This window comes from Mycobacterium sp. (assembly GCF_052143115.1).
In the GTDB taxonomy this organism is placed as follows: Bacteria; Actinomycetota; Actinomycetes; order Mycobacteriales; family Mycobacteriaceae; genus Mycobacterium.
In genome coordinates, this window is sequence record NZ_JBKQTQ010000007.1 from 55,215 (window position 1) to 77,693 (window position 22,479).

General features: G+C 64.8%; 24 protein-coding genes and 2 pseudogenes. 13 read left to right on the forward strand and 13 right to left on the reverse strand.

Annotated features, from left to right (window positions below; all coding sequences use genetic code 11):
- Window positions 1-6 precede the first annotated feature (6 nt).
- From ACLQI9_RS00900 to ACLQI9_RS00950, 11 genes and pseudogenes are all read right to left on the reverse strand, one after another.
- Window positions 7-855 carry a mycofactocin-coupled SDR family oxidoreductase gene (locus ACLQI9_RS00900; RefSeq protein WP_442384415.1) on the reverse strand — a complete coding sequence of 283 codons (849 nt, stop codon included), beginning with the start codon at window positions 853-855 and terminating at the stop codon, window positions 7-9.
- A gap of 30 nt (window positions 856-885) precedes the next feature.
- Window positions 886-1,009, reverse strand: a pseudogene (locus ACLQI9_RS00905) (cytochrome P450); the annotation flags it as partial.
- Between the two features lie 240 nt (window positions 1,010-1,249).
- A complete protein-coding gene (locus tag ACLQI9_RS00910) occupies window positions 1,250-1,873 on the reverse strand; it encodes an acyl-CoA thioesterase (protein ID WP_442384417.1) in 624 nt (207 codons plus the stop codon).
- A gap of 43 nt (window positions 1,874-1,916) precedes the next feature.
- Window positions 1,917-2,570: a TetR/AcrR family transcriptional regulator gene (locus ACLQI9_RS00915; RefSeq protein WP_442384419.1), complete on the reverse strand. Its 654-nt coding sequence runs from the start codon at window positions 2,568-2,570 to the stop codon at window positions 1,917-1,919.
- Between the two features lie 379 nt (window positions 2,571-2,949).
- Complete coding sequence (locus ACLQI9_RS00920; protein WP_442378845.1) at window positions 2,950-3,693, reverse strand: acyl-CoA dehydrogenase family protein; 744 nt, start codon at window positions 3,691-3,693, stop codon at window positions 2,950-2,952.
- Window positions 3,694-3,743: 50 nt separating this feature from the next.
- Window positions 3,744-4,844: an acyl-CoA dehydrogenase family protein gene (locus ACLQI9_RS00925; RefSeq protein ID WP_442390764.1), complete on the reverse strand. Its 1,101-nt coding sequence runs from the start codon at window positions 4,842-4,844 to the stop codon at window positions 3,744-3,746.
- A complete protein-coding gene (locus ACLQI9_RS00930) occupies window positions 4,841-5,281 on the reverse strand; it encodes a nuclear transport factor 2 family protein (RefSeq protein ID WP_442390766.1) in 441 nt (146 codons plus the stop codon). Before ACLQI9_RS00930 ends, ACLQI9_RS00925 begins: the two co-directional genes overlap by 4 nt.
- Window positions 5,253-6,479 (reverse strand): amidohydrolase family protein, encoded by a 1,227-nt coding sequence (locus tag ACLQI9_RS00935; RefSeq protein WP_442378836.1) that lies wholly within the window; start codon window positions 6,477-6,479, stop codon window positions 5,253-5,255. The genes ACLQI9_RS00930 and ACLQI9_RS00935 overlap by 29 nt, the downstream gene beginning before the upstream one ends.
- A 3-nt stretch (window positions 6,480-6,482) precedes the next feature.
- A complete protein-coding gene (locus ACLQI9_RS00940) occupies window positions 6,483-6,812 on the reverse strand; it encodes a hypothetical protein (protein WP_442378843.1) in 330 nt (109 codons plus the stop codon).
- Window positions 6,802-8,082 carry an aromatic ring-hydroxylating oxygenase subunit alpha gene (locus ACLQI9_RS00945; RefSeq protein WP_442378835.1) on the reverse strand — a complete coding sequence of 427 codons (1,281 nt, stop codon included), beginning with the start codon at window positions 8,080-8,082 and terminating at the stop codon, window positions 6,802-6,804. Before ACLQI9_RS00945 ends, ACLQI9_RS00940 begins: the two co-directional genes overlap by 11 nt.
- Window positions 8,083-8,086: 4 nt before the next feature.
- The gene (locus tag ACLQI9_RS00950; RefSeq protein WP_442378833.1) at window positions 8,087-8,635 is read right to left on the reverse strand and encodes a carboxymuconolactone decarboxylase family protein; all 549 of its coding nucleotides are present in this window, start codon (window positions 8,633-8,635) and stop codon (window positions 8,087-8,089) included.
- Window positions 8,636-8,917: 282 nt separating this feature from the next.
- Here ACLQI9_RS00950 and ACLQI9_RS00955 point away from each other — a divergent pair, with 282 nt between their 5' ends.
- From ACLQI9_RS00955 to ACLQI9_RS00985, 7 genes and pseudogenes are all read left to right on the forward strand, one after another.
- On the forward strand, window positions 8,918-10,216 hold the full coding sequence (locus ACLQI9_RS00955) for an amidohydrolase family protein (protein WP_442378831.1): 1,299 nt from the start codon (window positions 8,918-8,920) through the stop codon (window positions 10,214-10,216).
- A 71-nt stretch (window positions 10,217-10,287) separates the two neighbouring features.
- Window positions 10,288-11,454: an acyl-CoA dehydrogenase family protein gene (locus tag ACLQI9_RS00960; protein WP_442378842.1), complete on the forward strand. Its 1,167-nt coding sequence runs from the start codon at window positions 10,288-10,290 to the stop codon at window positions 11,452-11,454.
- A pseudogene (locus tag ACLQI9_RS00965) lies at window positions 11,454-11,938 on the forward strand (SDR family oxidoreductase). The gene ACLQI9_RS00960 and the pseudogene ACLQI9_RS00965 overlap by 1 nt, the downstream one beginning before the upstream one ends.
- Entirely contained in the window at window positions 11,938-13,155 is a 1,218-nt protein-coding gene (locus ACLQI9_RS00970) for a CaiB/BaiF CoA transferase family protein (protein ID WP_442378830.1), read from the forward strand. Before ACLQI9_RS00965 ends, ACLQI9_RS00970 begins: the two are co-directional and overlap by 1 nt.
- Before the next feature lie 52 nt (window positions 13,156-13,207).
- Entirely contained in the window at window positions 13,208-14,014 is an 807-nt protein-coding gene (locus ACLQI9_RS00975; RefSeq protein ID WP_442378829.1) for an enoyl-CoA hydratase/isomerase family protein, read from the forward strand.
- On the forward strand, window positions 14,007-15,152 hold the full coding sequence (locus ACLQI9_RS00980; RefSeq protein WP_442378827.1) for a thiolase family protein: 1,146 nt from the start codon (window positions 14,007-14,009) through the stop codon (window positions 15,150-15,152). The genes ACLQI9_RS00975 and ACLQI9_RS00980 overlap by 8 nt, the downstream gene beginning before the upstream one ends.
- Window positions 15,153-15,163: 11 nt before the next feature.
- Entirely contained in the window at window positions 15,164-16,312 is a 1,149-nt protein-coding gene (locus tag ACLQI9_RS00985) for an acyl-CoA dehydrogenase family protein (protein WP_442390768.1), read from the forward strand.
- 31 nt (window positions 16,313-16,343) lie between these two features.
- On the opposite strand, the gene ACLQI9_RS00990 is transcribed toward ACLQI9_RS00985, so the two are convergent.
- Both ACLQI9_RS00990 and ACLQI9_RS00995 read right to left on the reverse strand, forming a co-directional pair.
- On the reverse strand, window positions 16,344-17,498 hold the full coding sequence (locus tag ACLQI9_RS00990; RefSeq protein ID WP_442390770.1) for a tyrosine-type recombinase/integrase: 1,155 nt from the start codon (window positions 17,496-17,498) through the stop codon (window positions 16,344-16,346).
- A complete protein-coding gene (locus tag ACLQI9_RS00995) occupies window positions 17,495-18,139 on the reverse strand; it encodes a helix-turn-helix domain-containing protein (protein WP_442390772.1) in 645 nt (214 codons plus the stop codon). The genes ACLQI9_RS00990 and ACLQI9_RS00995 overlap by 4 nt, the downstream gene beginning before the upstream one ends.
- On the opposite strand from ACLQI9_RS00995, the gene ACLQI9_RS01000 reads away from it, so the two are divergent.
- From ACLQI9_RS01000 to ACLQI9_RS01025, 6 genes are all read left to right on the forward strand, one after another.
- The gene (locus ACLQI9_RS01000; RefSeq protein WP_442390774.1) at window positions 18,132-18,422 is read left to right on the forward strand and encodes a helix-turn-helix transcriptional regulator; all 291 of its coding nucleotides are present in this window, start codon (window positions 18,132-18,134) and stop codon (window positions 18,420-18,422) included. The genes ACLQI9_RS00995 and ACLQI9_RS01000 overlap by 8 nt on opposite strands.
- A 146-nt stretch (window positions 18,423-18,568) precedes the next feature.
- Window positions 18,569-18,952 (forward strand): hypothetical protein, encoded by a 384-nt coding sequence (locus ACLQI9_RS01005; protein ID WP_442390776.1) that lies wholly within the window; start codon window positions 18,569-18,571, stop codon window positions 18,950-18,952.
- 205 nt (window positions 18,953-19,157) lie between these two features.
- The gene (locus ACLQI9_RS01010) at window positions 19,158-19,355 is read left to right on the forward strand and encodes a hypothetical protein (RefSeq protein WP_442390778.1); all 198 of its coding nucleotides are present in this window, start codon (window positions 19,158-19,160) and stop codon (window positions 19,353-19,355) included.
- Window positions 19,356-19,427: 72 nt separating this feature from the next.
- A complete protein-coding gene (locus ACLQI9_RS01015; RefSeq protein ID WP_442390780.1) occupies window positions 19,428-19,631 on the forward strand; it encodes a helix-turn-helix transcriptional regulator in 204 nt (67 codons plus the stop codon).
- A gap of 246 nt (window positions 19,632-19,877) precedes the next feature.
- Window positions 19,878-20,045: a hypothetical protein gene (locus ACLQI9_RS01020; protein WP_442390782.1), complete on the forward strand. Its 168-nt coding sequence runs from the start codon at window positions 19,878-19,880 to the stop codon at window positions 20,043-20,045.
- Entirely contained in the window at window positions 20,032-22,299 is a 2,268-nt protein-coding gene (locus tag ACLQI9_RS01025) for an AAA family ATPase (protein WP_442390784.1), read from the forward strand. The genes ACLQI9_RS01020 and ACLQI9_RS01025 overlap by 14 nt, the downstream gene beginning before the upstream one ends.
- The last annotated feature ends 180 nt before the right edge of the window (window positions 22,300-22,479 follow it).

Below are 22,479 nucleotides of genomic sequence, written 5' to 3' on the forward strand. Positions count from 1 at the left end.
TGCCGGCTACTTCAGGCAGCTACCCGCGTCGATGGGAAGCGTGACACCCGTGACGTAGCGCGCCTCGTCGGATGCGAAGAACAGCACCGCATTGCTGATGTCGGCCGGCTCTACCCATGGAATCGGCAGGATGTGGAACATCTGACAGATGGGCGCCATGTCGTCCGGACCGGGATTTTCCAGATCGGGGCGGAACATCTTGAAGGTGCCTTCGTTGTGCAGCATGGGTGTTTTCACGTGGGTTGGGTGCACCGAGTTGACGCGAATCATATGCTGTCCCAACTCAACTGCGAAGGCCCGCATGAGCCCGACGACACCGTGCTTGGCTGCCACGTAATGGCCGGTATGCGGGTAGGCCTTGAGCCCGCCGACCGAGCTGGTCAGGATGATCGAACCGCCGTTGCCGCCGGCGAGAAGGTGCGGCACACCGGCTTTCACGGTCTTCCACACCCCTGCCAGGTTGATGTCGATCATCTCTGTCCAGTCTTCTTCGCTGGTCTTGTCCAGAGTGTCGCCGCCATTGCCGATACCCGCGTTGGCCACGATGATGTCCAGCCGGCCGAGTTGCTCCACGCCGCTGTCCACCACGGCTTTCAGTGCGGCGTAGTCACGCACGTCGACCTCGGCTGTGAAGATCCTCCGGTTGTGGCCCTTGACGAGGTCGGCGGTCTCGGCGAGATCCTCCGGCGTCGACGCCGGGATCGCGGTGTCCGTCACGCCCTCGCGGATCGGCTTACAGATGTCGATTGCGATGATGTCGGCGCCCTCCTGCGCCAACCGCACCGCGTGCGAGCGGCCCTGTCCACGGGCCGCGCCGGTGACGAACGCGACCTTGCCTTCCACTCGACCCGCCATCTTTACCTCATTTCCTGATTTGTGTTTGGCTCAACCGAGAACCGCCGGCATTGCCTCCCCAACCACGCACGGTGGATGTCGGAGACAACTCGGCGCAGCTGAGGTCGACCTCCCATTCGGGGAACCGTTTCAAGATCTCTTCGAGTAGGGATCGGCATTGATCTGCACGTCGTACGGGTCGTAATAGACCCCGTCCGGGGCAGTGACCGTCACAGGGCTTCGCCTCTCGCCGCAACCGCATTGTTGGTAGCTCTAAGCATCTGCGGCAACTCTGTCATCAGGCCCCTGCAGGTGTCAACGTGGAATCCGTTTTCGCTACTTATCATTCTTATCTGACGAGAATCAAATTCTCAAACCGTCGCGTGATGTGCGATATGCGAACGTTCTTGCCGGGTCAAGAGTCGAGGTGATCTGCGGCCTCGGGAAAGCGCAGCAGCGCCTCTTGCGCATAGGACGAGGCGGTCAGCGCGGGCGCGAGATCTCCGTCCACAGCGGGTGTTCGCATCCACACTTCGAATCGTGCTGGGCCCGCGGCAACAGCGTTGAGGTTGTCGACCGAGCGGGTCTCCCATGGGATCAGGTCCAGCTCGACCCGATGTTTTTCATCCAACGGCCGCGGAACGGCCTCTACGCTCTGGCGCTCCGGGCCGTCCTCGGCCGTGTGCATGCACGCCGAGCTAGTCGCCAATACACCTCGCGGTTGGCGGGCAGTGATCGTCAGGGCCGCGAATGACCGACCACGGTGGTGGCGCGTCACCTGGTAATGGACCGGGTCGTCGGCTCGGCCTTCCCGGGCGAACACAGCATGCAGTGATTTGACGGTCTTGTCCGGGCACGTCAGGCATGCGGCGCGGATGACGCGGATGAACTGCCCCAGGAGTTGGCCGCCGAACAACCGGTGGTAATTCAGCTGTTGGTTAGCGCCTTCGAAGACCAAGACATCTGGTGCGTCGGGCCGCTCGCCGTCCCGGGTGCGTAGCTGTAGACAACCGAGCAGATCGGTCCAGAGATCGGGCACCCGGCTAGTTAAATTCTCGTCGACGGATAATGCGCTTCTCGCGCTAGTCGCCGACGAATCCGTGCGAGCAGAAGTCCCACACTTCGTCGGCGGTGATGGGATGCACGGTGGCATCGTCGGAGCCGCCGCTGGACTGCGCGATAAACATGACCGTCTGCATGGCCATCGCGGCCATCCGCCGTGGATTGATACCGGCACGCAGCTCCCCGGCGGCGCTGGCGGCTTCCATCAGCTCGGTGAGCAAAGCAAGAAGCGGTGCGTGAGCGACCTTGACCTCGGCCGGATGCGAAACCAGCAACCTTGGCGCGAAGTCGGTGAACAGCGGCCTTTTCGCTGTCGGGTCGGGTCGGGAAGCTTCGTACAGCAACTCGACGGCGACCTGCAGCCGTTCGATCGGGTCGGAGTGGTTCGCCGTGGCGGCGCGGATCTGGTCGGCCGACCGGCTCAACGCGTCTTCGAACAGGGCGAGCAGCAGTTCATGCTTGCCATCGAACTGCAGGTAGAAGCTCCGCAACGACTGCCGGGAGCGGTCGACAACCTCTTGCACGGTAAAGTCCGTGCTCCCCTTCTCAATGATGATGGCCTGCGCGGCGTCGAGGAAGCGTTGGACGCGCTGCGCTGCCCGCAGTTTCGCCGTCTTGATCGACCGCTCGACAGCGCGCTGCTTCCAGGCAGGCTCTTCGCTTGGGCTGGTCACCGCAGGCTCAGGTGATTGCCGCGAGGAGAGAACATGATTGGACTCTACCGGAGAACGCCGTGTCATTGCGGGCTAAACCCCCTCACGGGACGACGTGTCTGAGATTGTAACTTTCTTGCCACGAGAATACTATTCTCTTGGCGCTCTCCATGGAAGCAGAACGCAAAAGGCAGCGGGGTGGCGGAACCGATTGGTGGTAGCTACCGGTGCGTGGCAATCACATTTGCCACACGCGTTGCAGTGCAGAGGGCATGACCAGTTTGCCCGCCTTTGAGCGACAGCGACGGGTGGCGGGGTTGTCGCTCAAAGGCGGGCAAATCGTGGATTCCTTCTCCGCGGAGACGTGTGCGGCTGATGTGGCGGCTGACTCTCAAGCCGCTCAGAGTTGCGCCAGTCGCGGCGCAAATCGCTTGGCGCGCAGCGTCGCTCCAGCCTCCCGGGTCAGTTCGCGGGAACTACCGAGCATTCCATCCAAGACCAACGAACGCTTCACATGGCGGTGCAGCTCGTGCTCTTCGGTGAAGCCGATACCGCCCAGGACCTGCTGGCAATGACGCGCGGCGATCGACGCCGCCTGGCCGGCGGCGGCCTTGCCGAGCAGAAAGCCGAAGTCGTCGGGCTCGGCGGCGGCGGTAACGAGGGTGGCCTCCGCGCCTTCGACGGCGACCAGAGTCTCGGCCAGTCGATGCCGAATTGCCTGGAACGAGGCGACGGGCCTGCCGAATTGGACACGGTCCAATGCATGCTGGCGGGCCAGTGCCAGCATGGTGCGGCTGGTGCCCACCAGCCACCAGCCCAGCGCCTGCCGCCCGGCGGCGAGAGGTACCGGATCTCCCTGGGGCACACGGTGTATCGGCAGGTCGCCGCCCAGCGCTGAGCTGGCCTGGTCGGTGCGTTCCCAGATGACCCAGCAGCCGCCCGCGAACGGCAGCGGCACGGTACCCCCACCGTCGCGTCCGGAGGCGCGTAGCACGACGTCGTTCAGCACGGGCGCGTGGGCGCCCGTCTCACCGAGTAGCCGGAACACCAAAGGAATTGCGACTTGCGGCATTTCGTCGAGCATATCGAGCCAACCCAAGTCGGCCAACGCCTCATCGAGTTCGCGACCCGACGCCGCCGTCATGGTCTTCCGCAATGCGTCTTCCAGCAGGTGCAAGGACTCGGTATCCACGCTCACTCCTTGCCCAAGTCCAACAGCCGGCGAGCGATGATATTGCGCTGAATTTCGGCAGTGCCGCCGTAGATGGTCGCCGCGCGCGAATAGAGATACTCGGACCGCCACGGCGTGTCGTCCAGCTCGAGCGCGCCGGGCAGCAGGTCGCGCACGGTGTCGTACAGCCGCTGCTCGGCGGTGGCCAGCAAGACCTTGTCGATAGAGGTCTGCGGCCCGAGTGGCTCTCCGTCGGCCAACCGGTGCTGGGTGGCACGAGACCGGCAGCGCAACGTGTGCAGGGCTAAATACGCCGATCCCACGTCGGAGTCTGCGCGGGAATCGTCGGGATCGACTGCTTCGGTGATGAGTTCATCGAATCGCGCGTAGAGGTAGGCGATCCGCTGCCAAAAGCAGGTTGAGCGCTCATAGGGCAGCAGGTCTATCGCAAGCCGCCAGCCGTCCCCGGGCCGGCCGAGCATGCGTGCTGCAGGCACCACCACGTCGTCGAAGTAGACCTCGCAAAATTCATCGACTCCGTGCATCGTGCGCAGCGGTCGAATGGTGATGCCGGGCGTATCCAGGTCGACGAAGAACGCGGTGATTCCCTCGTGGCCGGGTGCGGTGCGGGTGAGCAGGACGCACCGCGTCGAGTACTGCGCGTAGCTGGTCCAGACCTTCTGCCCGTTGACGATCCAGTTGTCGCCGTCCGCGGCGGCACGGGTGGACAGCGACGCCAGGTCGCTGCCGGAGCCCGGTTCGGAAAAACCCTGACACCACTGCTCGCGACCACTGAGCAACCGCGGCACCATCTCGGCTGCGAGTTCTGCAGGCGCGTAGTCGATCATGGTGGGTGCGAGCACCTCGACCATCGAGTAGGGGCCCGGCTCGGCAAGGCGCCGGCCGACCACCTCCTCGCCGACGATCGCGCGAAGCATCGCGGGCCCGCCCAATCCGCCGACGTGCACGGGCCAGCCGTATCGCATCCAGCCGGCGTCGTAGAGCGCGGAATGCACTCGGGCGAGCTGCTTGATGTGGCCTTCCAGCGAGTGGTCCGAACCTGGGGTCAGGTCGTGTTCGTCGAGCCAGGCCCGCAGTTCCGCCCGGAATTCCTGGACATTCATGCAGGATTCGAGGAGGGTCGCCCGATCGCGTGCGGGCGACCCGAGTCGTGTGCGCCGCTACGCCGAATGAACGTCATGGCGCGGGTTTTCAACCGCCAGCCGTCGGCCGTGCGTACGTAGGTGTCGTTGTAATAGCCGATCCGCATGTCATGGGTGGCGTGGTCGATGAAGCACAGTGGTTGTGTTCCAGTGGCCGTGTCGCCGTTCAGCTCGATCACCGGAGTGGCCGTCATGAACAAGCCCTTCGGCGCGGCGTCCACCAGCACCGGAAACCGGTCCAGCGAATAGGTTTCGCCGAAAGCGCTGTAGGTCCCGTCGGGCGTGAAGACGTCGACCAGCCCGTCGATGTCTTCCTGCGTGATGGTCACCGCGTAGCGCGCCAGTAGCTGCTGGATTTCGACGAGGTCGTCAGTTCGTGTTGGCGATGTTGTTGACAAAGACCCGACCCCCTTTCATCACGAAGCTCACTTTCTGAGTAACGCCGATGTCGGACAACGGGTCTCCGGGTACGGCGATCACGTCGGCCAGCAGACCCTCGGCGAGGCGGCCGCGATCGGTGGCGTTGATCAATTCCGCCGCCGTGACCGTCGCCGCCCGCAGCACCGCCAACGGCGGAAGGCCCCAATCGACCAGGGTGACAAGCTCGTCGGCGTTTCTGCCATGGGGGATCGCCGGCGCGTCGGTGCCCACCGCGATCTTCACTCCGGCTTCGTAGGCGGCCACTATCGATGTCCGCGACTTCGGGAACATCTCGGCGGCCTTGGCCTGTAACTCGGGCGGGGCGTGCGAGACGTCCATTCCCTCGGCCAAGCGCCGAGTCGACACCAGGAACGTGCCATGCTCGACCATCATCGCGATCGCCTCGTCGTCGACCAGGAAGCCGTGCTCGATGCAGTCGATACCGGCTGCCACCGCATGTTTCACTGCGTCGGCGCCATGCGTGTGCGCGGCGACTCTTAGCCCACGGCGGTGCGCCTCGTCGACGATCGCGCGCAGCTCCTCGTCCGAATAATGTTGCGCACCAGGCGGTCCGGTCAGTGACATCACCCCGCCCGAGCAGCAGACCTTGATCAGCTCGGCACCGTGCTTGATCTGATACCGAACCGCCTTACGGATCTCGTCGACTCCGTTGGCGATGCCCTCTTCGACCGTCAGGTCCAGCACATGCGGTGCGAACGCGGCGAACATGGTCGGATCCAGATGCCCTCCGGTCGGAGTGATCGCATGCCCGGCGGGCACTACCCGTGGGCCGTCGATCCAGCCGGCGTCGATGGCCTTGCCGAGTGCGACATCCAGCAGATAGCCGCCGGTCTTGACGAACAGGCCGAGGTTGCGCACAGTGGTGAAGCCTGCGCGCAGCGTCCGGCGGGCATTGCCTACTGCACGCAACATTCGGGTCGGTGGGTCATCCTGGACCTGGGACAGCCCGGGTTTCTCCCCGCGCCCGCCCATCAAGAGGTTGACCTCCATGTCCATCAACCCGGGCAGCAGGATTTGCTCACCCAGGTCGATGATTTCGCCCTCGGCATCGCCGCCGACGGCGGCGATCCGGTCGCCCTCGATCCGCAGGATGCCCGGCTCTACGATCTCGCCCGCGTCGACGTCGAGCAGCCCGGCTGCCTTGAGCGTCAGCACCTCTTAGATCACCGGCTCCCTGATTAACTCGACCCAGGCCGCACCGCTGTCGGGGACTCGAGGCTGCTTCCACGCCTCAATCGGAAACGACACCATGACCAGCGACTGCATCAGATGCATGAGTGTCAGTGCGCCCTCGGGCAGATCATCCAATGGGTACTGGTCGCAGTAGGCGATCACGTCGTTGAGGCGGGGGAATGCGGCGTCGTAGAAAGCCTGCATCTCGGTCATCGACGAGTCCAGCCGCTTAGCGTAGCGCTCCGGTTCGGTGGCCAGGTCCCAATCCAGATAGGGCCCCAGGTCTGCGAATTCGGTGGGCAGCTTACTTGGCATGGCCATTGTGGCTGTACTCCTTCACGTAGTCACCGGTCACTTTGTGCAGATGCCGCAGCAGGATTTCCTGATCGCACAGCAGAAAGTCTTTGACGACCTTGGTGCCGATCATGGTCTGGGTTGCTTCCAGGGTGTTGGCGTCCTGCAGCGCGTATTCCTTGAACGTCACTGCTGCCAACTCCTGGGCCAGCCGTTCCCGCGCATTTTTCGGCGGAACGAAATACAGCGAGCACTCGAAGATGTGCTTGTCGACCGCGGTCGGCCAGTAGTGGTAGGTCAGGTACCAGCCCGGCTCCCAGATCAGCAGCATGAAGTTCGGGAAGAAATGCCACGAGTCAATACCCCACTGCGGCACTCGCTTTGGGTTGACGCCCGGAGGCAGCTCATCGAGCTTCTCGATGATGTCCGGCTTGTCCCACGGGCCGAACAGACCGCTGCGCAGTACCTGGTCCATGGGCTTGACCATGGACAGGTCCGCGGGCGGCGCTTGGCCGCCCCAGGTCGAGATCATCCCGTGCGGGCTGGCCAGCTCGTAATGCAGCGCCTCGAAGCCGTACTTCATGATCTTGGCGGCTTCTTCCTTGGTGTACTGCCCCTGGTGCAGCACCGGCGCGTGGTAGAACTCGGCGAACGCGTCGATGAACAGCTTCCAGTTGCTGCCGACCTCGGCCCGGTATGAGTAGGTCTCGGTCATCTCGCCGAAGGGGTAGCCCTCGATGCCCTTGGCCAGTGGTCCGAGGTAGTCGGCCAGCGGCTTTGCATGCTGGTCGAAGTTGATGAAGATGAACCCTTCCCAGATTTCGCAGCGGACGCCGACCAAGCCGTATTGCTTCTTGTCGACGTCGAAGAACTCTTCCTCCTGCTGGATGAAGGTCAAATCGCCATCGAGGCTGTAGCGCCAGGCGTGGTACTTGCAGGTGAACTGCCGGCAGGTGCCCGAGGTCTCCTCGTGTGGGAAGTCGTTCCACACCAACTTGTTTCCGCGGTGCCGGCAGACGTTGTGGAACGCCTTGATGGCACCGTCTTTGGTCTTGACGATGATCACCGACATACCCGGGCCGGCCGACGGTAGCTCCTTGGTGAAGTAGCTACCGGTGCGCGGCAGCCGTTCCACCCGGCCGACGTTGAGCCACGTCCGCTTGAAGATCGCGTCGCGCTCGGCCTCGAAGAACGCCGGATCGATCGAGTCGGTGTAGTCGACCGGTGCGGTTCCCAGTTCGGGGTAGTTCTCTGTCCAGCTGCCGGCATCCGGCTTGGTGAAGTGTGGCAAGGTTCTACCTTTCTGTCCGGGCTGTCTGGTCGTGCTCGACCTCGACGCCAAAAGTGTTCAAGGCCATTGCAAGTGCGGCGTAGCCACCGGTCGTGAAGATCAAATCCATCCGCTGCCGCTCGTCGAGCCGCTCACCGAGCGCCGCCCACGTCTGGTCCGACAGGTTGCTCTTCTCGTCGAGTTCGTCGACGGCGCCCAGCACCGCGCGGTCGAACTCGTCGGTCGGGCTGCCGGATTTGATCGCGGCGATGTCGGCGTCGGACAGTCCTGCCTTTTTGCCGATGGCGACATGGTGTGTCCATTCGTAGTCGCAACTGCGTCGATGTGCGACCCGCAGGATGACCTGCTCGCGGACGCGCGGCGGCAGCGTGGAGCCGGACAGCAGATAGACGCTGAAGCGGAGAAATGCGCGGGTCAGCTCCGGGTGGTGCACCAGTGTGCCGAGTAGGTTGCCCGCGTCGCGAGGGTTGCGGCGGTCTTCGGGAAGCAGGCCGGCAACCGCATGCCGGACGGCGTCGTCCCATTGGTCCGCCGGCAACGGCGACAGACGCATGCGGCCTCCTCAGTTACGAGAATCATATTCTCATATTTGACCAATAGGTTTCCACGAAGTCCCGGATTGGTCAATGTTTTGCATCCGACCTGGGCAAACGCCACCCCCTCGGCGCGGGCTGTGTTGCAGCCTGCAGTCGACCCCAACCGTGGCAGGGGTAGCCTGAAGATGTTGATTCTCGCGTTCTGAGAAGATAATTTCCATACAGGACCGATGACCGACTAGCCGCTTGCCGATGACCTGGTGGGCCCTCGCATGGCCCCCTACGGAGAGGAACGGGCAGTGAACAAAGACGACATGATTTTGATCAGCGTCGACGACCACACCGTCGAGCCACCGGACATGTTCAAGAACCACCTGGCGAAGAAGTACGCGGACGACGCGCCGCGGCTGGTGCACAACGGCGACGGCTCCGACTGCTGGCAGTTCCGCGACACCGTGATCCCCAACGTCGCGCTCAACGCGGTGGCCGGACGCCCGAAAGAGGAGTACGGACTGGAACCGCAGGGCTTGGACGAGATCCGGCCGGGCTGTTACAACGTTGACGAGCGGGTCAAGGACATGAACGCCGGAGGCATTCTGGCCTCGATCTGTTTCCCGTCGTTCCCGGGGTTCGCCGGGCGCCTGTTCGCCACCGAGGATCCAGAGTTCTCGGTGGCGCTGGTGCAGGCCTACAACGACTGGCACATCGACGAGTGGTGTGGTGCCTACCCGGCACGGTTCATTCCGATGGCGATACCGGTGATCTGGGATGCCGAGGAGTGCGCCAAAGAGGTGCGACGGGTGGCCAAGAAGGGCGTGACCGCACTGACCTTCACCGAAAACCCGGCGGCGATGGGCTACCCGAGCTTCCACAACGAATACTGGAATCCGCTGTGGAAGGCGTTGTGTGACACCAACACCGTGATGAATGTGCACATCGGGTCCTCGGGCCGGCTGGCGATCACGGCACCCGACGCGCCGATGGACGTGATGATCACGCTGCAGCCGATGAACATCGTGCAGGCCGCTGCGGATCTGCTGTGGTCGCGGCCGATCAAGGAATACCCGGACCTCAAGATCGCACTGTCGGAGGGCGGTACCGGGTGGATCCCCTACTTCCTGGAGCGGGCGGACCGGACCTACGAGATGCACTCGACCTGGACGCACCAGAACTTCGGCGGCAAGCTGCCCAGCGACATTTTCCGTGAGCACTTCCTCACCTGCTTCATCAGCGACAAGGTGGGCGTGGCGCTGCGCAACATGATCGGCATCGACAACATCTGCTGGGAGGCCGACTACCCGCACAGTGACTCGATGTGGCCGGGCGCGCCCGAGGAGCTCTGGGAGGTGTTGTCGGCGAACAACGTTCCGGACGACGAGATCAACAAGATGTCTTATGAGAACGCGATGCGCTGGTACTCGTTCGACCCGTTCAGCCACATCACTCGGGCGCAGGCCAGCGTCGGCGCGCTGCGCAAAGCCGCTGAGGGCCACGACGTCTCGATCCGCGCCCTGAGTCACCACAAGGACACCAGGTCGGGCTCGTCGTTCGCGGAGTTTGCGGCCAGTGCGAAAAATCTGACCGGCAACAAGGACTGAAGCGCCACCGGGATGCAAGCGCACCGGTGCCTGAACTGATCGAAGGAGATTGAGCAGTGCCCGGCGGTGGGATGAACTTCGAGCTGACCGACGACCAACAGCTGATTCGCAAGTCGGTCGCGGAGCTGGCGTCGAAATTCGATGACCACTACTGGATGGAAAAAGACCAGGCGCACGAGTTTCCGCACGAGTTCTATCAGGCGATCGCCGGCGGCGGCTGGCTGGGCATGACGATCCCGGAGGAGTACGGGGGTCACGGCCTCGGCATCACCGAAGCCACCCTGTTGCTCGAGGAGGTCGCCAAGTCCGGTGCCGCCATGAACGGGGCCAGCGCGATCCACCTGTCGATCTTCGGCATGCAGCCGGTCGTGGTGCACGGCTCCGAGGAACTCAAAGCCCGCACATTGCCCTCCGTAGCGACGGGGGAAGTGCATGTGTGCTTCGGAGTCACCGAACCCGGCGCAGGCCTGGACACCTCACGCATCACGACGTTCGCCAAACGCGACGGTGACCACTACGTCGTGAACGGCCGAAAAGTATGGATTTCCAAGGCGCTTGAGTCGCAGAAAATCCTGCTGCTCACCCGGACGCAGCCCTACGCCGAGGTCACCAAGAAGACCGATGGGATGACGTTATTCCTCACCGACGTAGACCGCAGCAAGGTCGACGTCCGGCCGATCCGCAAGATGGGCCGCAACGCGGTCAGCTCCAACGAGTTGTTCATCGACGACTTGCACATTCCGGTCGAAGATCGAGTTGGCGAAGAGGGCAGGGGCTTTCAATACATCCTCGACGGCCTCAACCCGGAACGAATGCTGATCGCCGCCGAAGCGCTGGGCATCGGCCGGGTCGCGCTGGACAAGGCGGTGAAATACGGCAATGAACGGCACGTCTTCGACCGGCCGATCGGGATGAACCAGGGCATTCAGTTCCCGCTGGCCGACTCGCTTGCGCGGCTTGACGCCGCCGAGTTGATGCTGCGCAAAGCCACCTGGCTCTACGACAACGGCAAACCGTGCGGACGCGAGGCCAACACCGCGAAATATCTGTGCGCCGATGCCGGTTTCACCGCCGCCGACCGGGCGCTGCAAACGCACGGCGGCATGGGCTATTCCGAGGAGTATCACGTGGCACGGTACTTCCGGGAAGCCAGGCTGATGAAGATCGCACCGGTCAGCCAGGAGATGATCCTGAACTTCCTTGGGTCGCACGTGCTCAAATTGCCAAGGAGCTACTGATGACCAACACCCTGTTCGACCTCACCGGCCGATCGGCGCTGGTCACCGGATCCGGCAGTGGGATCGGCGCAGCGGTCGCCTGCGCATTAGCCGGCGCCGGCGCGGCGGTGCTCGTCAGCGACGTGGATGCTGACGCTGCTTCGACTGTCGCCGAACGCATTTGCGCTAACGGCGGCAAGGCTGAAGGCATCGCGCTCGACGTGCGAGACCGAGCGGCCGCGGACGCGGCGGCCGCCCGCGCCGCCGGACTCACCGAGGGTGTGCTGCACATCCTGGTCAACGCCCTTGCGCCGCTGGCCGCGACCCGCATGACCGAGACCATCCCCACCACGAGAAATTCGCGGCCAACATGATGGCCCGAATCCCGTTGAAGCGCTGGGCCGAACCGGAGGAGGTCGCGGGTGCATTCGTGTTCCTCGCCTCGGACGCGGCGTCCTATATCACCGGTCAGGTGTTGCCGGTGGACGGCGGCATGGTGATGTGATGTCGGCAACCGGGGGGCCGCTGACGGGAATCACCGTGGTGGCCTTGGAGCAGGCGGTCTCCGCTCCGATGTGCACACGGGTGCTGGCCGACTTCGGTGCACGCGTCATCAAGGTGGAAAACCCCAACGGGGGAGACTTTACCAGGCATTACGACGATGTCGTCAACGGGCTTGCCGCGCACTTTGTTTGGGCTAACCGGGGCAAGGAATCGGTGACGCTCAACCTGAAAACCGAAGCCGGACTCGATATTCTGCGTCGGCTTCTCGACCGCGCCGACGTGCTGGTTTCCAACCTCGCCCCGGGATCGACCGCCCGGCTGGGCATCGCGGCGGCGGACCTGGCCGAACGCCACCCGGACGTCATCGCTGTCGAAATCGACGGGTACGGCCCTGGTGGGCCGCTATCCCACAAGAGGGCCTACGACCTGCTTGCTCAGGCGGAATCCGGCGCATGCGCCGTGACCGGCCATCCCGGTGCACCGGCCAAACCCGGCCCACCGATGGCAGACATCAGCACCGGCTTGTATTCGGCGCTATCGATATTGGCTCTGCTGTATTCCCGTGACATCGGGTCAGCCCCTGGCCAGCACGGAAACGCAGTCGCGGTCAGCTTGTTCGACACCATGACCGATCTGATGGGTTACCCGCTCACCTATACCCAGCATTCCGGTGTCGACCAGCAGCCGTTGGGAATGAGCTCGCCCGCGGTGGCGCCGTATGGCGCCTACCGCACCGCGGACGGCCAGACCGTCGTGCTAGGTACGACAAATGACGCTGAATGGCAACGACTTTCGCGGCAAATTCTGGAGCGTGACGACTTTGCCGACGATCCGAGGTTCGCCAACAACGCCGGTCGCTGCAATCACCGGGACATTCTGAACGACGCCATTGGTGCCTGGTGCGCGGTGCACGACTTGGCCCATGTTCAGAAGACGGCGGATGCCGCGGGGATCGGGAATGCGCGGTACAACCTGCCCAGCGACGTCCTGGTGCACCCGCAGCTGACGGCCCGGGACCGGTGGCGGCAGGTCGACACGCCGGCCGGCCCGATTCCGGCCTTGCTGCCGCCGCCGGTGATCTCCGGCTACCAGCCCGCCATGGGCGCAGTGCCCGGTCTCGGGCAGCACACCGACTCGGTGCTCGCCGAGCTCGGCGTCGCGCCCGACGACATTGCCGCGCTGCGAGCGCGAGGCGCCATCGGGCCGGCCTACCCCTGATGACCCGCGTCGGCGACGATGCAGAGCGAAGCGATGAGGAGGAGTGGCGCTGATGGCCGAGGAATCCGCGCTGCTGTGCAGTGACCGCAACGGTGTGCGGACGCTGACGCTGAACCGACCGCATCGCAAGAACGCGATCAACCGCGACTTGTGGATCGCGTTGGCCGAGGCGCTCACCGCTGCCGGCAAAGTCAGCGGGGTACGTGCGGTGGTGATCACCGGCGCCGGCGGCGCGTTTTGTTCCGGTGCCGACATCTCGACGCCCGACGACAGTCATCCAGTGCACAAGTTGCAACGGCTGACCGACGTGGCGCTGGCGCTGCATGAGCTGCCGAAGCCGACAATCGCCAAAGTGACCGGTGTGGCCGTCGGCGCCGGATGGAACCTGGCGCTAGGCTGCGACCTGGTCGCGGCCACACCGGAATCAACGTTCTCGCAGATCTTCGCCAGGCGTGGATTGTCGGTGGATCTCGGCGGCTCCTGGTTACTGCCGAAAATCGTTGGCCTGCAACAGGCCAAGCGACTGGTGCTGCTGGCCGAGACCATCAACGCCGCCGAGGCTCACGCGTTGAACCTGCTGACCTGGGTGGTGCCCGCGACGGAGATCGACGATTTCGTCAGCGACATCGCCGGCCGGCTGGCGGCCGGCCCTACGATCGCTCTGGCACAAAGCAAGGCGTTGCTGAACGAGGGCGGCTCCCGGACCCTGCGCGATGCGCTCGCGGGCGAAGCCCGCGCGCAGGTCGTCAATTTCGGCACAGCCGATTCGCTGGAGGCCTATGCCGCGTTCGCCAAGCGGCGAGAGCCGTCGTTTACTGGTCGATGGGCGTTACCGAGATCGGAGCAGAAAGATGCGTGAAACAGTCATCGTCGAAGCGGTGCGGACACCGGTCGGCAAGCGCAACGGCGGGCTGTCGAGCATGCACGCCGCCGACCTGTCGGCTCTGGTGCTCAACGAGTTGCTGCAGCGCACCGGCATCGGCCCGGAGATCATCGACGACGTCGTGTGGGGCTGCGTGTCGCAGGTCGGGGATCAATCCAGCAATATCGGTCGTTACGCGGTGCTGGCCGCCGGCTGGCCCGAGAGCATCCCGGGCACGACGATCAACCGCGCGTGTGGTTCCAGCCAGCAGGCCCTCGACTTCGCGGCGCAGGCGGTGATGTCCGGCCAGCAGGATGTCGTGGTGGCCGGCGGGGTGGAGGTGATGAGCCGGGTGCCGCTCGGTGCAGCCAGGGCCACCGGAATGCCTTACGGGCCTAAAGTCCTTGCCCGCTATGGTGATTTCTCCTTCAACCAAGGGCTCTCGGCCGAGATGATCGCCAAGAAGTGGGGGTTTTCCCGCACCAGGCTCGACGAATACTCTGCGCTGTCCCACGAACGGGCTGCCGCGGCTCAGGACCACGGTGCGTTTGACGAGCAGATCGTCCCGGTTTTTATCGACGACACCGCTGTCACTGCCGACGAGGGTGTGCGGCGGGGGACCACCGTCGAGAAACTGGCCGGGCTCAAGCCCGCGTTCGTCGACGACGGGGTCATACACGCCGGTAACTCCTCGCAGATTTCCGATGGCGCGGCGGCGTTGTTGGTGACGACGTCGGAAACCGCGCTCGAGCTCGGGTTGACCCCGCTGGTGCGGTACCGGGCTGGCGCGGTAACCGGGGCGGACCCGGTGCTGATGCTCACCGGTCCCATTCCTGCCACCGAGAAGGTGCTGACCAGGGCCGGTGTCTCGCTGGCCGATGTCGGTGTGTTCGAGGTCAACGAGGCGTTCGCACCGGTGCCGCTTGCCTGGCTCGCCGAAACCGGCGCCGACCCGGACCGGGTCAATCCGCTGGGCGGAGCCATCGCTCTTGGTCACCCGCTCGGCGCTTCGGGCGCGGTCTTGATGACCCGGATGGCGCATCACATGCGGGACAACGGGATTCGCTACGGATTGCAGACCATGTGCGAAGGCGGCGGCACGGCCAACGCAACGCTCGTAGAACTTGTTGCCTGACAGGGGAATTCATGCGCCGAGACCTGTTCACCGAAGACCACGAGGCGTTCCGCGCGCTCGCGCGCGACTTTATCGAGCAGGAGGTCGTGCCCGCCTACCCAGAGTGGGAGAAGGCCGGGCGGATGCCGCGCAATGTCTTCAAGCAGATGGGTGCGCTCGGGATCCTCGGGATGGCGATTCCCGAGGAGTACGGCGGCGCCGGCATGCCCGACTACCGCTACAACGTCGTGCTGCAGGAGGAAGCTGCGCGGGCGCTGGTGACGCTTTCGACGGTTCGCACCCAACTCGAGGTGATTCTGCCGTACTTCCTGCACTACGCGAACGACGAACAGCGCCAGCGCTGGTTTCCCGGTCTGGCGGTCGGCACGCTACTGACAGGGGTCGCGATGACCGAGCCCGGCACTGGCTCCGACCTTGCCGGTATCCGCACCACGGCCGTTCTCGACGGCGACCACTACATCCTCAACGGCGCCAAGACATTCATCACCGGCGGCATTCAGGCCGACCTCGTGATCGTCGTCGCCCGCACGTCCACCGACCCCGATAACCGGCGCAAGGGCCTGACGCTGCTCGTCGTCGAGGACGGGATGGAGGGTTTCACCCGCGGCCGCGAGTTGGAGAAGATGGGCTGCAAGGTCCAGGACACCGCCGAACTGTCGTTCGTCGATGTCCGTGTCCCCGTCGAGAACGTTCTCGGCGACGAGGGTGAGGCGTTCGGCTACCTTGGCCACAACCTGCCGCAGGAACGTCTGACGGTGGCGGTCGGATCGGTGGCGCAGGCGCGCTCGGCGATAGCCGCGGCGATTGACTACACCAAGGACCGGAAGGCTTTCGGGACCCCGGTGGCCTCGTTCCAGAACACCAAGTTCGAGCTGGCTGCGTGCTCGACGGAGGTGGAGGCCGGCCAGGCGATGCTGGACCGTGCGGTCGCGCTACACGTCGAGGGGGAGCTGTCGGCCGCCGATGCCGCGCGTGTCAAGCTCTTCTGCACCGAGATGCAGGCCCGCGTCGTGGACCGTTGCCTGCAGCTCTTCGGCGGTTACGGCTACATGATGGAATATCCGATCGCCCGGCTGTACACCGATGCGCGGGTGGCGCGCATCTACGCCGGAACCAGCGAAGTGATGAAGGTGATCATCGCCAAGTCGCTCGGTTTGTGACCCTGACCTGCAGCGCAGCACCGCTGAGAGGTCAATTCGTCCGCAGTGCGTCCGCAGCAGTTCCGATCCGGGTGCGGATCGCCGCCCCGACAGCTGCCCTGGTGGACTCGTCAGCATCCGGCCACAGGTGCCCGTAGGTGTCCAGCGTGGTCGACGCGCTGGCGTGCCGCAGCCGCGCCTGGACCGTCTTGATGTCTGCCCCGGAGGCGATCAATAGCGACGCCAGGTAGTGGCGCAGGTCGTGAAAGGTGAAGCCCGCCGGCAGGCCGTCGACCTTCGCGCGGGCGCGGACGACCGCGCGCTCGATCGAACGTGGTGGACACGACCCTCCGGCACCGTCGGTCACCATCCACTCGGACGGGTAACGCTGCACCGATGCGGCCAGTAGCAGCGTCAGCTCGCGAGGGATCGGGATCGGCGCCTCGCTCCCGGCGGTCTTCAGCGCCGCTCCGCCGTACTGCTGGTGTGGATGGACAACGCCACGGGTGAAATCGACGTCGTCGACACGCAGACCGCACGCCTCGCTGATCCTCAGTCCGGCGAACGCGCCGAGCAGAACTGCAGCCTGCAGGTGCTCCGGCATGACGTCGTGCAGCGTCCATACCTGCTCCGTGGATGCGACGTAGGGCTTCTGCTTGCCGCGCGGCGGTGAAGTCCTCCGGCTGCAAGGGTTACGTCCGAGCAGTCCGTCATGCACGGCATCGGAAAGGATCTGGGAGAGCCTTGCGTGCAGCGTGTAGGCGTAGTGGTCGGATGCGCCGTCGGCGCGAATCTGCGCCACCCAGGTCTTGATCGCCGACGGTCTCAGCGCCGTCAGCGGCATCTCCCCGAACGCTGCCTTAATCGCCTCGACGTGGAAGCCCACAGTGCGCACCGACGAAGCCCGGTTGACCGCGTAGCCGGCCAGCCACTGATCGCACCAGTCCGACACCGTCAGGGCCGCGTCGCGTGGTGCGACGTGGGTTCCGGTGACCAGTGCGCTGGTCTGACCGTCCAGCCAGCGCTGGGCGTCGAGCTTTCGGCTGAAGGCTTTGGCGTGTTCGCAGCCGCGGTCGTCGACATACCGCGCCCTCCACCGCGACCCCTTGCCATCGTTGGTGCTGGGCACGGTCTTCGTGTTGCCGTGCTCGTCACGGACTGTCTTGCTCCAGCGGTCCTCGACCCCGGCGCGCCTGTTGCGCTTCACTTCTTGGCCTTCCGTTGCTTGCTCAACAACCTCGTAAGGATCTGATCGGCCTGCTGGATCACCTCTTCTAGGCGCTGGTCAGCCTTCTTCAGGGCCGTAAAGGCCTGGTCGACACGTACGGTCGTCGCACTCCAGTCGTCGGCTACGTCGTCGGGCACGCCACCGAACCCGACGTCAATGGCTTGGTTAGCGAGCTTTATATAGATTGTCCGCACGTCGGCCTGGTGCTCGCGTGCTTGGTCGCGAAGCACCCGGATACCGTGGACCAGCTCGCTGCCCGGTGAGGCCTGCACACGTCCCAGCACCGCGTCCAAGGACAACCCGTACAGGTCGGCCAACGCCGCAGCCTCGTCGAGCTTGACCTCGCGGTCACCGCCCTCGATCTTGGCCACCGTCGTGTGGTGCATCTTGTCAATTCCTCTGGCCGTCAACATCTCTGCCACTTCTGCCTGTGGCCACCCCCGTTGCTTCCGCTCATAGGTCATACGTTCCCTAAAGCGGTCGATGTCTGGCGGGCGGTTTTCCATGAAGGGAAACATACCTCTGATCGGTTGACTGGAGCTATCAACCGCACTAACACTGGACCCATTCTCCCGCATCGGGAGGCTATCGACTAGAGGAAGGAGGATCGGCGTGAGCATCGACCTCTACTCCGATGCCGCTGCCCCAGCGGTCGTCGAAGTGCAGCGCACCGAGCTGGCCGACTCTGCCTTTGCCGCCGCGGCCCAGGCCGACTACCTCGGCTCTGTTGCCCTGGAGCAGCTGACCGGCATCCCAGCATCCACATGGCGCTACTGGGCGATCAACGACACCGGACCGCGCTCTTTCAAGCTGGGCCGTCGACGGGTGTGGCGCAGGGCAGACGTGCTCGCGTGGATCGAGCAGCAGGACGCCGCGACCGGCACTGGCGGTGACGTCGCATGACCGCGCAACGGTACTGGGTGCGCGCCCCGAACGCCACCGAAGGGGGTGACTCGCCATGACCCATGGCCCCGACATCGGCCAGGCCGTCCAAGTGGCAGCTGCCCGCAACCGCGGAGCAGAACAACCAAAAGAAAGTAAACACCACAATGATTGACACAACACCTATCGGCACGCCCGCGAACGCCAGGCTCATCGAGGCTGGCCCGATGGATCTCGGCGGCCCATGGGTCGAGGTTTCGGCCGATTTGAGCCCGGGCGCGTTCTACATCGATCTCGACGAGGCTGTCGTGCTGGCGGATCGGCTGCGCGAGCTGGCCGCCGGGCGTTGCTCCGAAGCGGACCAGGCCACACCCATCGCAGTCAGCCCGACATTGACCGTCAGGCTCATCGACGGTGACCGCTCGCTTGTCGAGCTACTGGCCGACCCGGATTCGCCGTCGGCCAGGACGGTCTTCAACGTCGGCTTCGACGAGGCCAGGCAACTGGCGGATCGGCTGTATGAACTGGCCGGCGGGCACGCTCAGCAGTAATCCACCCCGGACGGCGGCGCGCCGATTCAAACCGGCTGCGCCGCCACCACCACAACAACAATCCCCCCTTGACCATCCCCGACAATCGTTGCAACCCGGCCCCCCGACTCCGGGCGGAGACCAAACCGAAGGCGCCACCGGCGTTCCAGCAGACCGGCAAGCGCGAGCCCCCGTGTGCCCGGACGGCGATGTGCACGACGCCCGAGTGGTCGACCTTGACGCCAAGCGCAACATGACCAACCGGGTGTCGTCGCTGAAGGCCCGGCTCGAAAAGCACGACTCCTTTCACAGCCGCATGGACGTCGAGCCCGGCGTCATCGGGGTCGGCCCCCACGCTCTGGTGCCCCGACTTCTTCGGCTACGGAAGGTTCTCCCGTGCACGGCAATCTGTTTTGGGCTCTGAGCGCCCAGAAGAAGCGAGCGGAGAAAAAAATCCGCTCGGTCACGGTCGCCACAGACCGGTGAGAGGTGCACGGTGTTGGAGATCCCTGTCGACGTACTAACTCCACTCGACGTGGAGATCGAGTTCCGCATCCCGCGATCCAGTCAGAAGAAAGGCCGAGCCAGAGGCTCGTTTGCCCCGTTCTTCAGGGTCGGTCGCCGTGTGTACTACCGCAGGTCTGCGCTGCTGGCGTGGATCGTCGATCAGGAGCAGAAAGCGACTGATCACCGTGGCTGACTATCCGGGGCTGAACGACGCGACCGGCCAGGCCATCGAGGAGCTGGCCGACCAGGATGCAAACCATTCGAGCGCTCGCCTTGACTCCGCAGAGACCGTGAGCGCCGCGGGAGGTGGTTGGGGATGACCAAAAAGGAGTCCCACGGTCGGGATCAGCGAACCGGGGGCGACTCACACAGTGCGAACACTTCCAGAGCGCGCCGTCAGGCCGCCGCAAAGGCCAATGGTGCGCAGGCTGGCGCGGCGATGAGGGCTGATTGCAATCGCGCCAAGGAGGAGGCCTATCAGGCCCGATTGGAGCAGGCGCTGGCGCAATCGGCTGCGCTGCGCCGTGAGGTCGTCGAGCACGTCATTCGCCACTCAGAGGCCACGCTGCAAGCGCTGCGCAGGGGTGGTGCCGATGGCTCCGAATGAAAAAGTCGGCCCCCCGGCCACTACACCGGGGGAGGCCGACACCAATACCAACCACGGCCAAGCGGCTGATGGCTGCAATTTTACTGGTGACAGCCGACAGGGTGCGAGGGCAGAAAGCGACCTGCTCATCTACCTGCTCGCCGTCCTGGGCGAGAGCCCCGGGTGGCTGCACCTGGGCCTCGGTTATGAGCTGTACGTCAACGAGCACGGGACATACCGCCACCGCACGTGGGTGCCGAAGGCCTTCTGGTGGTCCGCCGACAAGGTCCCCGAAATCCTGCAACTGATTCTGGCCGAGTCGCAGCGCGCCGACGTCTACACCTGCCCCTACCTGATGCACCAGGACTGGATCATGGAGGGAACGAAGCGCCGGACCGGACGCGCTAAGGGCCAGTCAGTAGGCCGCCCCGTCGTGCACGCCGACATCGACCGCGAGCCCTTCGACGACGAGAAGGCCGACAAGCTGCGCGCCATAGGCGGCTTTGCGATCGCATCGGGATCGCCGGGCCACGCTCACGCCTACGTTCCGCTGACCGAATCGGTTCCGCTGGCGCAGCATGAAGCACTGTGCCGCGGGCTGGGCGCTTATCTCGGTGGGGCCGATCCGAACAAGCACACCGACAACGACGTCCTGCGCCCGCCGTGCACGTACAACCTCAAACCCACCATCGGCGGCGGCCAGCCCGCACCGGTGGGCTGGCTGATCGAGCCTCCCGAGGAACGCGCCAAGCCGCGTGAACTCGCACAGGTGTTGGGTGTGGACCTGGACGCCGTCCGAGTGGGGGAAACCGGGCCGAAGGCCAGGAAGACCGCGACAGGTGAGCGGGCCGAGACCGCGGAGTTCGACCTTGACACGCTCCCCGGGGTCAAGGCCGCAGTGCACAAGGACAGCGGCGACCGTAGCGCTGATACCTACGGCGTCATGGCCTCCTGTGTGCGCGCTCATCTGACGTTCGCACAGGCGTGTTGGGCGGTGTACCAAAGCCCGCGGCTCACTGAGCGGCTCGACGAGCGCGGCGAGGACCACGAGATCGACCTGCTGCGGTGCTGGTGTCGGGCGGTCGACAATCAGCAGCGCGAAGCCCAGAAGAACTGCGGCGGCAAGGCCGATCCGGGCGGTTTTGAACAGGACGTGGCCGCCGAGCTGGACAAGTTGCGGGTGCGCGAGGAGGCCAAGCGCCGGTTCTTGATCGAGAAGGCCGGGGACGCCCCGCCGTTCGAGGCGCTGCTGCTGGCCGACACGCCGCTGTTTTTGCCCGAGGAGTCCTTCCGCATCCAGGACCTGCTCCCCCCAGAGGCGTCGATGGTTATCAACGCCCAGCACAAGACCGGCAAGACCACGCTGATCCTGAACATGTCACACAGCCTGATCACCAGCGAGCCATTTCTCGGCAAGTTCCGTGTCCACCCGGTGGACGGCAGGGTCGCCATCCTCAACTACGAGGTCTCCGGCCCCCAGCTAGGGCATTGGGCGCGGCAGGCAGGGGTGCCCGACGACCGGCTCCTATTGGTGAACCTGCGCGGCAGGCGCAACCCCTTCGCCCACCCCGACGACCTGGATCGCCTCGCCGGGCTGCTCAAGGCCCACGAGATCGAGTCGCTCATCGTGGACCCGTTTGGGCAGGCCTACCCGGGGACCGACCAGGACAGCTCCGGGGAGGTGGGTGCCTGGCTGGCCGACCTGAACCGGTGGGCCCGCTCGGTGGTGGGCGTCTGTGACCTCATCATGACGGTGCACGCCGGGTGGAACCAGGAACGCGCACGAGGATCGTCAGCGCTCGGCGACTGGCCAGACTCGATCCTGTACCTGACCCGCTCGGACAAGACCGATGAGCGCTATCTGCGTGCGACCGGGCGTGACGTGGCCCTCGACGAGGACAGGCTGGACTATGACCCCGATACGCGGCGGCTCTCACTGTCGGGAACCGGAGGACGCAAGCAGGCCCGCCAGGAGGCGCAGGAGAACAAGCCGGAGGCGCTCGTCCTGCCGGTTCACCTCTACGTCTTCGCCCACCCCCCCAAGATCTCTACCGGGGAGATCATCGACGGCCTGCGCAAGCTCAAGCGCAAGGGCAAGCTCGGCGTCAGCTTCGGTTTCCACGACCAGGACGTCAGGGACGCGCTCGAACTTGCCGTGACGGCCAGCAAACTCCATCGCGAAGACCAAGGCCCGGGAAAGCCGGTCTTCTACTCCGCGGCGACCACCCCCGAAGAGGAGCCGGGACAGGGCGAAGGGGGTGAAAAAGCCCGGTGATCACGACACCCCGGACAACCCCGGACAAACCCCGGACGTCTGGGCCCCGAAACCCCGTCCTGTCCCCTTTAGGGGACGGGGTTGTTTTTGTCCGGGGTACCCCCCGGACGAATTTCGACCCCCCCCACACCACCTGTGCTGACGGCAATTGCAATCACCCCCGCCGTCCTGGCTGTTCCG